Source organism: Neobacillus niacini (assembly GCF_023715785.1).
Lineage (GTDB): Bacteria > Bacillota > Bacilli > Bacillales > Cytobacillaceae > Neobacillus > Neobacillus niacini_E.
The window spans coordinates 239,170-252,654 of the sequence record NZ_JAMBOX010000001.1; the positions used below are offsets into that span (position 1 = coordinate 239,170).

Here is a 13,485-nt window from a genome sequence, read left to right on the forward strand (position 1 = left end):
AGAAAAGTAGTATAATTTCAAAGCACTTGAAATTATTTGTCGAAGGGTGGAGAACATTTGTGTCGAAATTTAGAAAGCGCTTCCTTATCCCCGTGCTGAGTGCCTTGCTTACGGCTTCAACGCTTGGGGGATTATTCCCTGCTAATGCAAAGGCGGAAGGTGAAGCTGCTGTGGGAAAAACAGCATCCCTACGAATATTGGAAACGACCGATTTGCATTCCAATATTATGCCGTACGATTACTATCAAGGGGTAGGTAATCAAAAATTCGGTTTAGCTAAAACGGCTACACTGATCCAACAGGCCAGAAAAGAAGCAACCAACTCGATGCTGTTTGATGCAGGGGATTCCATTCAAGGAAATCCGTTGGCAACATACGCAGCCAAAAACCTCAAGGGCAACGAAGTGCATCCATTGTTTAAAGCGATGAACACACTCGATTATGATGCCGCGATTGTCGGAAACCACGAATTTAACTACGGTCTTGACTATTTGGACCGCGTGTTAAAAGGTGCGGAATTTGATGTCATCAACGCGAACGTATACCGCGCCGATAATGGCAAGAACTATTTTACACCTTATAAAATTATTGATAAAACCATCAAGGATGATGCCGGTCAAGAATCTGTCCTTAAAGTCGGCGTCATCGGCTTTGTCCCACCGCAAATTTTGAACTGGGATAAGTTTTATCTTGATGGCAAAGTGACGGTCGCAGGCATTACAGAAACGGCTAGAAAATTCATTCCTGAAATGAGAAAAGAAGGCGCCGACATTATTGTCGCCATCGCTCACTCAGGCTGCGATATTAAAGAAGAAGATTCTGCCGAAGCCGAAAATGCGGTTTTCCAATTAACAAAGGTTCCCGGCATTGATGTCATGCTGTTCGGACATGCCCACAAAGTATTCCCTAGCAGCAGCTTCAAAGACATGGAGGGAATTGACCATGTGAATGGTTATATAAATGGTGTACCTGCTCTAGAGGCAGGCAAATGGGGCGACAACTTGGGCGTACTTGATTTAAAACTCGTCCAAGATGAAAATGGCAAATGGACCGCTGACAAGCCTGCCTCCAAATCAACAGTTAGACCTGTTGCTGTCGATACTGCGCTGGATCAAACCATTGTTGACGGTGTAAAGGACTACCACGAAGCGACTATCCGTTATGTGAATGAAAAGATTGGCGAAACAACCAAGCCGATGTACAGCTTTTTCTCAAGAGTAACGGATGATGCTAGTTTACAGCTTGTCAATCAAGTCCAAATCGATTATGCAACAAAATGGCTGACTGCCAATAAACCAGAATTGAAGGATATCCCTGTAATTTCGGCCATGGCTCCGTTCAAAAACAATACCAATGTGGCTGTTGGGGACCTTTCAATCAAGAGCGCAACCGATTTGTATAATTTTGACAATACGATTAAAGCTGTAAAAATGACTGGGGCCCAAGTGAGAGAATGGCTGGAATTTTCAGCATCCTCATTTAACACTATTGACCCTGCGAAAGAGGATAGCCAGGAGTTACTTGATACCAAATTCCCAGGTTACTTATTCGATGTCATTGATGGAGTCAAATACCAAGTCGATGTTACCCAGCCGAGAAGATACGACTGGAGCAAGGGTGCATTAGAGAATGCTTCTGCGAACAGAATCATTAATTTCACAAATATGGATGGCACTCCGATTAAAGATGACCAGTTATTTATTGTCGTGACTAATAACTACCGCGCCGGCGGCGGTGGTAAGTTCCCGGGCTTAGTAGATGGCAAGGCGGAACTCGTTCTTGACTCTACTGATGAAATCCGTGATATTTTAATGGATTATATTCGAGCAAAGGGTGTCATTTCTCCAGCAGCTGACCAGAACTGGTCGATTGCGCCGCTGAACGAAAAAGTGACCGTTACCTTTACTGCTCCTAACGGCGGGAAACAGTATCTTAACGAAGTGAATAATATTAAGGCTCTTAATCAAGAAGCAGATGGCTATGAAACTTATCAACTAGTATTTGCAAGTGCGGACCAACCGCAAAACCCGGGTACTCCAGGTGACCAAACACCTTCCGAAGATTCGGGAACACCTACTAAGGATGCCGGCACTGTATCAGGTTCAAACGGCAGCCAAAATACCGGAAGCGTGCCTGCACAAAGCAATAAACTTCCAAACACTTCAACAAATATGTTTAATCTTCTTCTATTTGGACTGCTGTTGGTGGCAGCCGGCGGGGGAATGTTATTCCTAAAAAGACGAAGAGCATAAGTAAAAACCATTATTAATCGAATGAGATATTTTGAGCCCCTAGTCCAAGGATAAGGGGCTCTCTTCGTAACCCAGCAATTTGTTTAAAAACGACCGGGTTTGTTCTGGGGTTTCAAAATGGGCGCCATACTGATACAATCCATCAGATATCACTTCCGTCCAGATGATCAGACCGGGAATATGGATTTTTTCTCCCAAGAACTCTGAATCAAATGAAAAAATAATTTCCTGATTGAGCTCTAAATGCAAGTTAGATAAAAACCTTAATCCGCCCGACCCAAGATTTTCAATGATGACCTCAATATTTTCCAAGTCTGCATCTACATTTAGCAGCGTCAGCTCTGATTCTATTGGAGATGGAATCTTTATTCGAAACGAATTGGCGTGATCGTGACTGGTTATTTCCTTTTTTGGAGTACTTACATACTCTTGATCATGTTCTCCCGCCCTACTCGGGGCATGCACTACAAGTTCAAACACCTTTAAAGCCATTCTAGTTAATCCCCTTAATCTTTTTTTGAAGAATACAAATAGAAATGTAATCTAAGTAAGTATTTAATATTAGTAACGGTCATTTTTGGTCAGTTGAATAGTCCTTTAGTCATAGATTTTAACAAAAAAAAGTGCCCAAACCTAGTTTTTTGGACACTCTCATTCGTTTTCAAGATATTCTTTTTCAAAGGCTTGCTTTAACCGTTTGATGATTTTCATATGAAGCTGGGATATTCGCGATTTGTGCAGTCCGAGAATTTGTCCGACCTCACTCATACTTAAATTCTCGTAATATATGAGCGAGAGAATGATCCTTTCCTTCTCCGGCAATTCGTCGATGAGCGACGTTAGAAGCTCGCTGCGCTCTTTTTCTACTATTAATATTGACTGTTCGACAACAGCATCATCAGAAAGCAAGTTAATCTTTAATGGGTTTTCATCCCCGTTATCCACCGGCTCGTCTAACGAGGTTTGTTTTTCAAAGGAAGCCTTCATGAGGATGTCTTTGCATTCCTTTTCACTGATTTGTAAATAATCACTCACTTCCTTAAGTGAAGGCTGCCTGAAAAACTTTTGCTCTAAATATTCGAACGCCTTCATGACTTCCTTTTCTTTTTTCCTTAACGTTCGTGAGAGTGGATCGTTGCGGCGAAGCCCATCATATATTTCACCGCGAATCCGCTGGGTCGCATAGGTTTCAAACTTTACATTTTCACGCTTATCGTATTTTCGGAAGGCGTCCAATAAACCCATCATCCCAAACGAAAGCAGTTCATCCTCCTCGACATGGAGAGGAAGGCTTCTCTTTGTATGCTTAACGATTTTGTGAACTAATGGAAGATAACGGTCAAATAACTCTTCTTCAAACTGCAGATTCAACTTTCCTTTACCTCCCCTAGATTCTGACGAATTGAGACATCTTTTGGATAAACCCTTTGATACCGCCTGCTGCAACTGGGCGCTGACCGCTATTCCCATTTAAATAAATCCCCGTCAAATCCTTCATCCATTTGGCGGCATGGGACTTCGGATAGTTTAAGTAAAACGGCTTCTGATCCAGGACAGATTGAAACACGAGCCCATCATTCGGTAAAAATCCAAGAATATCAATCTCTTTATCTAAAAATCGTTTGGTCACCGTCCGCATTCGGCCGGCTATCGCCATTCCTTCCTTGGAATTGGCGACACGGTTGACCACTAACCGTACATCCAAGCATGAATTCTGGAGATGCAATATTTTTATCACCGAGTAAGCATCGGTAATCGCCGTCGGTTCCGGTGTGGTGACAAGGATAATTTCATCCGCGGCCAAGTGGCAGCGCTGCGATTCCTTTGATAATCCGGCACCGGTATCGAACAAAACGATATCGGCGTATCCCTGAAGTTTTTCCAGTTCCTCAAACAAGTAATTGGTTTCGGCATCGCTTAAATCCAAAATTTCCTCAAATCCGTTCCCGCCAGAAATCAACTCCAGGCCATTTGGCCCCGTCTCTAGCACGTCCCAAATGCACTTCCTCGACTTCACCATATCGATCAGATGATATTTCGGCGTCATCCCCAGCAAAACTTCTTGGTTCGCCATACCAATATCAAAGTCAATCAGGACAACCTTCTTTCCTGACTCACTTAGGCTGAGGGCAAAGTTTAACGCAAAATTTGATTTGCCGACACCGCCCTTGCCGCTTGTGATGGAAACGACCTTTGTGGATTTGTCCTTTTTTTGTGTTGATATGGTCGTGCTATCTCTTCCCATGCTCGAATCCGAAACAGCTGTTGTTGCTTTTCCCTCGTTGCCACTATTAAAATGCTGATACAATTCTCTCAGCCTTTGTGCTTGATCCTGCATCCTCATCGACTCCCATTATCTTTTTCGCCATATACTCAGGCTCTGCCAGCATGATGTCTTCCGGAACACCTTGTCCTAAAGATAGAAACGATAACGGATAGGGGTAGTGATACACTAAATTTAATGCGGCGCCATAACAGGTGCTTTCATCCCACTTTGTCAGGATCACTTTATCAATTTGAACCGATTTCATCTTTTCAATAATTTGCTTCATGTCCTTCCACCTCGAGGTCATACTGAGCACCAGGTGATTTTCCTGCTGAACAGGCTGGGATAACAGCTTATTCATGTCCTCGACATATACCTCTTCAAGATAATTACGACCTGCCGAGTCCATAAAAATCAGCTGGCAGTTGTGCAGACGGCTTATGGCCAGCGCCACCTGATCCGGGCTTTCGACCACCTCAATCGGGATATTTAAAATGTTGGCATACGTCTTTAGCTGCTCCACTGCAGCAATCCGGAAAGTATCGGCCGTTAAAAAGCCGACCTTCTTGCGCTGATAGAGCACCTGCCGGGAAGCAAGCTTGGCAATCGTTGTTGTTTTTCCGACTCCAGTAGGGCCCAGCAGGGTGATCATATTCACATTTGGATCGAGCCCATCGGCAGCGATGCCATCCTGAAATAGCTTCGTGATTGTCAGGAGAACGATATCTCGAACCTCTTGTTCGGTAAAATCCTCCACCGCAGGCATTTGCGTGAGCACTTTTTTCTCAATAAACCGGATGACTTCCAGGTCAACCTCTTGGTCCTTTAACCGTTCCAGCCATTTCGCGAGCTTTCCCTGAGCTGGACCATCGCTGCTGTCTTTTGAAAAATTCTCCAACAGCTTCTCCATATTGGAAAGACGCTTTAGCACTTCCGTTTCCGTTGGTTCTTCATTTTCCGCGGCCTTTTTCTCCGACACCTCAGAAGCGGCAATCACTTCTAATTGCTTCCGCTGGAAAAAGCCGAAAAATCCGCCTATTTTAATCTCTTTTGTATTCAAGATCACTGCGTTTTCCCCTAGCTCTAGGCGAATCTGCTGGACGGCCTGCGGCAGTGAATCGACGATATATCGTTTAATCTTCATTTAGGCAACCACCTCAACCTGTTGAAATTGAACAACGCCAATATTTTGCACCTCGACATCGGATTCGAGCTCGTTGAACGAAATCACTGGAATATCGGCATTGATGCGCTCGACTATTTGCTTAAGATACATCCGAATAGTGGGTGACGTCATGATCACCGGCTGAATTCCCGCGCGTACCACCTGTTGAATCGTGTCATTTAAGGAAGAAACGAGCTGCTGAATCGTTTGCGGATCGAGTGATAAATAAATGCCTTGCTCGGTTTCCTGGATACTTTCGGTAATCACCTTTTCCACACTGGCACTTACTGTAATCACTTGAATCATTTTATTAACTGCCAATTGGCCGGTAATTTGCCGGGATAAGCCCTGCCTGGCATATTCGGTCAAATAATCCGGATTTTTGGTGAAAACGGCCCAATCGGCCAGTGTTTCTAAGATGGTCGGCAGGTTTCGGATGGATATTTTTTCCTTCAACAGTTTTTGAAATACTTTTTGAATTTGTCCGATTGATAACAGCTGCGGCACCAATTCCTCCACTAAAGAAGGGTAATGCTCCTTTGCCTTATCGATGAGCTGTTTTGTTTCTTCCCTGCCTAAAATCTCATGCGCATAGCGTTTAATCGTCTCCGCGAGATGGGTCGTAATCACCGAAGAGGCGTCGACAACAGTAAAGCCGAACATTTCAGCCTTCTGCCTCATTTCCTCACTAATCCATAGCGCCGGCAGTCCAAATGTTGGCTCGGTTGTTTCGATTCCAGTGATGCCGTGGTCCTCATCTTCTGGCGCCAGCATTAAGTAATGGTTGAGAAAAATCTCCCCGCTGGCAATCTCGTTTCCTTTTAATTTGATGACATACTGATTGGATTCGAGATTGACATTATCGCGGATCCGGATAATTGGAATGACCAGACCGAGTTCCAAGGCAATCTGTTTGCGGATGGCAATCACCCGGTCTAAAATATCTCCGCCTTGGGATACGTCCGCTAACGGAATCAGCCCTAGGCCAAATTCGAACTCTAGCGAATCGACATGAAGCAAATTAAGGACATTTTCCGGACTATTCTCCTCTTCCATCGGCACCTCGGCGATCTCATCTAATTCTTCGGCCTCTTTCTCCTTCGCCTTTTGCATTTTATAGGCCGCAAGTACAAGCAAGCCGGCAATACTCCATGTTAAAAAGATGCCAATTGGGGTAACCAAGCCGAATAACGCGATACAGCCGGCCACAACATAAATCAGCTTCGGATAATTGAATAGCTGACGGGTTAAGTCATCGCTAAGGTTGCCGTCGGAGGCAGCGCGCGTGACAATAATCCCGGTGGCCGTTGAAATTAACAGTGCCGGAATTTGGCTGACAAGCCCATCACCGACGGAAAGCAAGGTGAACGTACTCGCTGCTTGGGCAAAATCCATCCCCATCATCGTCATCCCAATGATAAATCCACCAATAACGTTAATAAACAGGATGATGATCCCGGCAATTGCGTCCCCTTTGACGAATTTGCTGGCCCCGTCCATGGCCCCGTAGAAATCAGCCTCATGGCCGACTTTTTCACGCCGTGCCCGGGCATCTTTTTCACTTATAAGGCCGGCGTTCAAATCGGCATCAATGCTCATCTGCTTCCCCGGCATCGCATCCAGAGTGAAACGTGCTGCCACTTCAGCGACACGTTCCGATCCTTTCGTAATGACCAAAAATTGAATAATAATCAAAATTAAAAAGATGATAAAGCCAATGACGGGATTCCCGCCGATGACAAATTCTCCAAACGTTGCAACCACCGTTCCAGCATCCCCATGCGAAAGAATCGAACGCGTTGTGGATACATTCAACGCCAGCCGAAACAGCGTCGTTAATAAGAGCAGCGAAGGAAAAATAGAGAAATCTAAAGGTTCCTTCGTATTCATTCCCACTAATAGAATGGTGATTGACAGCGAGATATTTATAATCAACAGAATATCTAATAAAATCGTAGGCAAGGGGATAACCATCATGACAACAATCAATAAGACGCCGAGCAATACGGAAATATCTTTAAATTTCATCTGTTCACCTTCTTTCTCGGGGTCAGACCCCCGTTGTGTTCATTACGGTAAGCCAGCGGGTCCTTCCCCTAGAACCTGCCCTTCAACCGATACACATAAGCAAGAATTTCGGCGACCGCTTTAAATAAGTCCTCTGGGATTTCCTGGCCGATTTCCACGGATGAATAGAGAGCGCGGGCCAACGGTTTGTTTTCTGAAATGATGACGCCGTTTTCTTTGGCCATTTCTTTAATCTTCTGCGCCATAAAGTCAACACCCTTAGCGATGACAACCGGCGCCTTCCCGGCATTTGCATCATAGGAGATGGCGATGGCGTAGTGGGTTGGGTTCGTGATGACAACATCAGCTGTTGGCACGTCCTGAATCATCCGGTTCATCGACATTTGCCGCTGCAGCTCACGAATTTTTCCTTTCACAAGCGGGTCCCCTTCGCTCTTTTTGTGCTCATCCTTGATATCCTGAATCGACATTCTCAACTTCTTTTCATGGTCATATTTTTGAAAAATAAAATCGGCAATTCCAATGACCACATATACAATCGAAGTTACGATCCCAAGTTTCACGATTAAGTTAAACAGGTATCCGACCACCTGTGCCACATTCATTTGGGGGAAATGCAGGATGGTCATGATTTCCTTTTTTAAAAGAAAATAGGAAACCAGCGCCATCACTGTAATTTTGATGATATTTTTCAACAGCTCCACAACAGAGCGCATCGAAAAAATCCGCTTAGCCCCTTCGATTGGGTTCAATTTTTTCAGGTCAAATTTAAAGTTTTCGGCTGTAAACAAGAAACCGATTTGAATATAATTCGAAAATAATGCTGCTATATATGACACCAATAAGATCGGCACTACCATTTTTAACGATAGCAGGCTTAAGTCAGTAAAAAGCTGCTGGATATTTTCAGGTGATAAACTGACCGTTAAATAGGAAGAAAAAAGGTCATGAAACAACAGCAGCAGATTGACTCCAACCGTTTTTCCATAAACAAGGAGAAATAGAAAAAACGCCAGCAACATAAGTGAAGAAGAAAATTCAATACTTTTGGCTACCTGACCTTTGTTCCTGGCTTCCTTCCGTTTCTGGGGGGTGGCTTTTTCCGTTTTTTCTCCGCTCATCAAGACGCCCCCATAATCCGAATCATTTGGTTGAGTGATTCGCTCATTTGTGAAATCAAGGTATTTAGTAATAAGAAGAAACTCGGAAGTGCCAACAGCAAAACAATAAAATGGACACCGATTTTCACGGAAAATCCGACTACCATCAAATTGATTTGCGGTGACGTTTTCCCGATGATGCCCAGCACTAAATCAACCAAAAATAACGTAAAAACGATCGGTGCCGCCATTAAGAAGGCAATCACAAAGGAGTTCTTAAATGTTTCCAGCATGAGTGTGGAGATTCTCCCGTCCAGCAAGGCCGGAACTAGCGAGTCGACTGGAATCCATTGATAGCTGTAAAGAACTCCCTGAAGCAGCAAATGATGCCCATCCACCGCTAGAAGAAACAAGGTCGCCAATACATTTTTAAATCGCCCTGTTAAATTTACATTTGCACCCGATTGTGGGTCGTAAACCGCACCCATCGCAAAACCTGCCTGGAGATCAATGAACGTTCCCGCCAATTGAACGGCATAAAATAGAACAGAAGCGATGAATCCCAAGCCTAAGCCGATCATCCCTTCCTTGATTAGCAACACAATAAAGTTGCCTGAGAATGCCGGAACCGGGGCCGGGGCAATGGCTACTGCTACGAGAACGGCAAGAAAAAAGGACAGGCCGATTTTAAACGGTGCAGGAATCGTCCTCATCATGAAGACTGGAACAGTGATAAAAAAACTGCTGATACGCACTAAGATAAGTAAAAAGGCCGGAATTTGATTTAGCCATTCCATTTTGCTCCCCTACCCGGCATATTGCGACAGATTGGCTAAGATGTTTTGGGTAAAGTTTAATAGATGCCGCAGCATCCATGGCCCAAATAACAATAATCCGGCAAACACCGCTATGATTTTCGGGACAAACACAAGCGTTTGCTCCTGAATTTGGGTAACGGCTTGAAAAATACTGATAACCAGGCCGACAATCAACGCGATGCCCAAGATAGGTGCTGCCACCAGTATCGTGACAAACACGCTCTGCTTCGCTACTTCATATACCATTTCCGGTGTCATGATGTTGAAAACCTTCTTTCTCTATTGGGGTCAGACCCCCAGTGCGTTTATACGTAAACCGATGGGGACTGACCCCCTAAAAGCTGACCAGCAACGACTTGACGATTAAATGCCAGCCGTCTACTAAAATGAATAATAGAATTTTAAATGGGAGAGAGATAATCACCGGCGGGAGCATCATCATCCCCATCGCCATCAAAATACTAGATACAATCATATCGATGATGAGAAACGGCAAAAAGATCATAAACCCCATTTGAAAGGCCGTTTTTAGTTCGCTAATCGCGAATGCTGGCACAAGAACGGTAATCGGGATATCTTGAATCGTTTTCGGTTTTTCGCTTTTTGTATAATCCAAAAATAAATTTAGGTCCTTTTCTCTTGTCTGCTTTGCCATAAATTCCTTAAGCGGCTTGCTGGCAGTGTCAAAGGCCTGCTCCTGCGAGATTTTGCCATCGATAAACGGTTGGAATGCGTTTTGGTTGATGTCCGAATAAACCGGTCCCATGATAAACATCGTCAGAAACAACGCCAGACCAATAATGACTTGATTGGGCGGCATTTGCTGGGTGCCTAACGATGTCCGGACAAACGACAACACGATGACAATTCTCGTAAACGAGGTCATCAGCAGCAAAATGGCTGGCGCCACCGAAAGAACGGTTAATAATAGAATGATTTTAACTGACGAGGCTACTGCCTGCGGCTCAGAGGATGTATTCAAACCGGGTATCGGTGAGTTGAGCGCAGCAAAGCCGACATCATGAAACATGAAAAACATGAAAGGTATAAGAATTGCGATTTTTTTTACCAACTGAATCTCCGCCATTGTTAGTCTTTTAGTTTGTTGATCGGAATACTCGATTGTTTCACTTGATTCATTTGGGTGATGAAGGTCTGTTCCCAGTCCTCGGTCTGCGATTTTTTTTTGAAAAAAGAAGGCAGGCTAAGCTTTTGTTTACTGTCCGTTTCCTCCACAAGCGACTGCAAGATCAGGTCTTGTTCCTGTCCAGGTTCAACCGTCCGCAGCAGGCGGACCTCATTGCCGATTCCTAAAATATATAAGGTTTTCCCGATCATCAGCATTTGCAACGAGCGATTCGAGCCCAGCGGATATCCTCCCATTGAATGAAACGGGCCTTGTGACGGGATATACTTCGATCTTGCTTTTAAAAATTTCAAACAGAGCAGCAAAAGAATGATAATCGCCGCAAATGAAAAAATGAATTTTAGAAAAGACGGGACAAGTGATGGCTGTGTCACAGTTGTCGGAGAAGTCCCCTGAACGGCGTCCGGATTTGTTTTGTCGTTGGAATATGCATCATATACCGTATGGCCTTCCTTTCCAAACGCCACTTTCTCGTTGGAGAGCGATGAGAAGGACAGCACGATGACAAAGGCCAGGATGACTTTCTTTACTACTGGTTGCAAGTGACTCACCTCTAATTTAATCGTGCATTCTTTCTTCGCGTTCCTGCTTGGAAACGATATCGGTGATCCGAATCGCAAACTTTTCATCGACGACGACCACCTCGGCCTCGGCAATCCCGGAACCGTTGATGACGACATCGACGTGTTCGCCGGCAAGCTTGTCGACTGGAATAATGACACCTGGTTTCATTTTCAAAATCTCCTTCACCCGCAGCTGGGTCTTACCTAGCTCGACAATTAATTGAAGGTTTACATCTTCAATCGAATGAAGTTCATTTCCGCTGGTTGTTGATTTCGTTTCTTCAAATAGAGGGGCAAATTGGACCGCTTTAATTTGTTTTATTTGCTTTTCACTCATAAACATGGACTCCCTCTCTGCTTTCTTGTAAACTAGTTTTTATGATGAAAATACCGAATGACCGCCATCTCATCCAACACGCTTTGCTCTTCGCGCTTAAGATTCTCGGCGTAGGCATCATAGGATTTGTCCCGCCACGTCGACCACATTTTTTCCTCTTGATTTTTTGCCAGCAGCAATTGATTCTTCAAAGCAAGCTCTCGCGTCAAATTTTCGACCTTTGTTCGCTCCCTCTCGATTTGCTTGTTAAGAAAAAGCAGATATTGTTCGCGTTCCTGAATTTCCGTGACCGTCAACGACGTTCGCATAGAAGTCTGGTAATCTCGCAAATAACTCTCTTTTCTTTTCACAAGCTCCAGCAGCTGTTGTTCGGCGAGTTCCTTCGTTTTCCTCGCCACATTCATCTCATTTAAAGCCGATTCCTTTTCTTTTTCCTTCATCGTTAAAATTTTTTCAAATCGAAATTGGAAACTCATTCAGCCATCACTCCAAATTGTTGAATCATTGTCATTATTGCTTCATCTAAATTGGACGTTTCATTGACCCCTTGCTTTAAAAAGCGGTCTATCCAAATTTTGTACTTAATGGACAAATCAATTTCGGCATTCGTTCCTTGTTTATAGGCACCGATTTTTATTAAATCCTCTGCCTCCTGGTAAACAGCCATATACTGTTTTATTTTTTCTGCGGCGTGAAGATGCTCTGGAGTCCCGATATCCTTCATCACCCGGCTTACGCTGTTTAGCACGTTGATGGACGGGAAATGCCCGAGCTGTGCCAGCTTGCGGTCGAGCACGATATGTCCGTCCAGGATGCCTCGTGCAGTATCGGCGATCGGCTCGTTCATATCATCGCCGTCGACCAAAACGGTATAAAAAGCGGTAATTTCCCCCTTTGGTCCGGTTCCGGCCCGTTCCAACAGCTTCGGGAGCATCGCGAACACAGATGGCGTATAGCCTTTCGTTGTCGGCGGCTCGCCAATCGCCAGGCCAATCTCACGCTGTGCCATCGCATAGCGGGTAACCGAATCAAGCATCAGGTTCACGCTTAAGCCTTGGTCGCGGAAAAATTCCGCAATGGTCGTCGCAATGATGGCCCCCTTAATCCGAACTAATGCCGGCTGATCGCTCGTAGCCACAATAACGACTGACCGTTCCAAGCCTTCTTTGCCTAAGTCACGCTCGATAAAGTCCAGCACCTCGCGGCCGCGTTCGCCGATGAGACCGATGACATTGACATCGGCGCTGGTGTTTCTGGCAATCATGCCTAGCAGCGTGCTTTTTCCAACACCGCTCCCAGCGAAAATGCCAACCCGCTGTCCTTTTCCGATAGTGAGCAGCCCATCCAGCGCTCGCACCCCGACACTCAAAGGGGTACGGATTCTCGGCCGCTTCAATGGGTTGGGCGGGTTGTTGTTGGTGTCCACTTCGATTAACCCTGACGGCAAGGGACTGTCATCCATCGGTTTACCTAAGCCATCGAGTACCTTGCCCAATAATTCCATGCCTACCTTGACTGTCAGCGGCTTTCCGGTTGACACCACCTCACAGCCCGGACCAATCGAAACTAGCTCACCTAACGGCATCAATAACACCCGGTTCCCCTTAAAGCCGACCACCTCTGCCTCTAACGGCTGTTCCGAGGAGGAGGGATAGATAAGGCAAACATCGCCAAGCTTTACGTCAGGTCCCTGTGATTCGATGGTTAGGCCAATAACCTGCGTGACCTTCCCGTTAAACTTAATCGGATTGATCGTCTGCAGCGTTTGCAAGTATCGCTCAATTTTTAATAACTTGTTCATCCAAAATC

Annotated in this window: 14 protein-coding genes; 1 reads left to right on the forward strand and 13 read right to left on the reverse strand. The window is 45.0% G+C overall.

What is annotated here, in order from left to right; genetic code table 11:
• The first annotated feature begins 59 nt into the window (after window positions 1-59).
• Window positions 60-2,252: a bifunctional 2',3'-cyclic-nucleotide 2'-phosphodiesterase/3'-nucleotidase gene (locus M3234_RS01190; protein ID WP_262302925.1), complete on the forward strand. Its 2,193-nt coding sequence runs from the start codon at window positions 60-62 to the stop codon at window positions 2,250-2,252.
• A gap of 39 nt (window positions 2,253-2,291) precedes the next feature.
• Here the strand turns inward: M3234_RS01190 and M3234_RS01195 are convergent, their stop codons facing one another.
• The 13 genes from M3234_RS01195 to fliI form a co-directional block, all read right to left on the reverse strand.
• Window positions 2,292-2,744 carry a PilZ domain-containing protein gene (locus M3234_RS01195; protein ID WP_262302926.1) on the reverse strand — a complete coding sequence of 151 codons (453 nt, stop codon included), beginning with the start codon at window positions 2,742-2,744 and terminating at the stop codon, window positions 2,292-2,294.
• Between the two features lie 159 nt (window positions 2,745-2,903).
• Window positions 2,904-3,623 carry a sigma-70 family RNA polymerase sigma factor gene (locus M3234_RS01200; protein ID WP_262302927.1) on the reverse strand — a complete coding sequence of 240 codons (720 nt, stop codon included), beginning with the start codon at window positions 3,621-3,623 and terminating at the stop codon, window positions 2,904-2,906.
• A gap of 16 nt (window positions 3,624-3,639) precedes the next feature.
• A complete protein-coding gene (locus tag M3234_RS01205; protein WP_262302928.1) occupies window positions 3,640-4,590 on the reverse strand; it encodes a MinD/ParA family protein in 951 nt (316 codons plus the stop codon).
• Window positions 4,544-5,662: a flagellar biosynthesis protein FlhF gene (locus M3234_RS01210; RefSeq protein ID WP_262302929.1), complete on the reverse strand. Its 1,119-nt coding sequence runs from the start codon at window positions 5,660-5,662 to the stop codon at window positions 4,544-4,546. Before M3234_RS01210 ends, M3234_RS01205 begins: the two co-directional genes overlap by 47 nt.
• Entirely contained in the window at window positions 5,663-7,711 is a 2,049-nt protein-coding gene (gene flhA / locus M3234_RS01215) for a flagellar biosynthesis protein FlhA (RefSeq protein WP_262302930.1), read from the reverse strand.
• A 68-nt stretch (window positions 7,712-7,779) separates the two neighbouring features.
• Entirely contained in the window at window positions 7,780-8,832 is a 1,053-nt protein-coding gene (gene flhB / locus M3234_RS01220; RefSeq protein ID WP_262302931.1) for a flagellar biosynthesis protein FlhB, read from the reverse strand.
• Window positions 8,832-9,608, reverse strand: coding sequence for a flagellar biosynthetic protein FliR (fliR, locus tag M3234_RS01225; RefSeq protein WP_262302932.1), 777 nt, complete (start codon window positions 9,606-9,608; stop codon window positions 8,832-8,834). Before fliR ends, flhB begins: the two co-directional genes overlap by 1 nt.
• 9 nt (window positions 9,609-9,617) lie before the next feature.
• The gene (fliQ, locus tag M3234_RS01230; protein ID WP_262302933.1) at window positions 9,618-9,887 is read right to left on the reverse strand and encodes a flagellar biosynthesis protein FliQ; all 270 of its coding nucleotides are present in this window, start codon (window positions 9,885-9,887) and stop codon (window positions 9,618-9,620) included.
• A gap of 76 nt (window positions 9,888-9,963) precedes the next feature.
• Window positions 9,964-10,701, reverse strand: a complete 738-nt coding sequence (gene fliP / locus M3234_RS01235) for a flagellar type III secretion system pore protein FliP (protein WP_262302934.1) — start codon at window positions 10,699-10,701, stop codon at window positions 9,964-9,966.
• A gap of 17 nt (window positions 10,702-10,718) precedes the next feature.
• Complete coding sequence (locus tag M3234_RS01240; protein WP_262302935.1) at window positions 10,719-11,318, reverse strand: hypothetical protein; 600 nt, start codon at window positions 11,316-11,318, stop codon at window positions 10,719-10,721.
• A 16-nt stretch (window positions 11,319-11,334) separates the two neighbouring features.
• Window positions 11,335-11,676 (reverse strand): flagellar motor switch protein FliN, encoded by a 342-nt coding sequence (fliN, locus tag M3234_RS01245; protein WP_066321088.1) that lies wholly within the window; start codon window positions 11,674-11,676, stop codon window positions 11,335-11,337.
• A 32-nt stretch (window positions 11,677-11,708) separates the two neighbouring features.
• Window positions 11,709-12,152, reverse strand: a complete 444-nt coding sequence (gene fliJ / locus M3234_RS01250) for a flagellar export protein FliJ (RefSeq protein ID WP_262302936.1) — start codon at window positions 12,150-12,152, stop codon at window positions 11,709-11,711.
• Entirely contained in the window at window positions 12,149-13,477 is a 1,329-nt protein-coding gene (gene fliI / locus M3234_RS01255) for a flagellar protein export ATPase FliI (protein WP_262302937.1), read from the reverse strand. The genes fliJ and fliI overlap by 4 nt, the downstream gene beginning before the upstream one ends.
• Window positions 13,478-13,485: the final 8 nt, after the last annotated feature.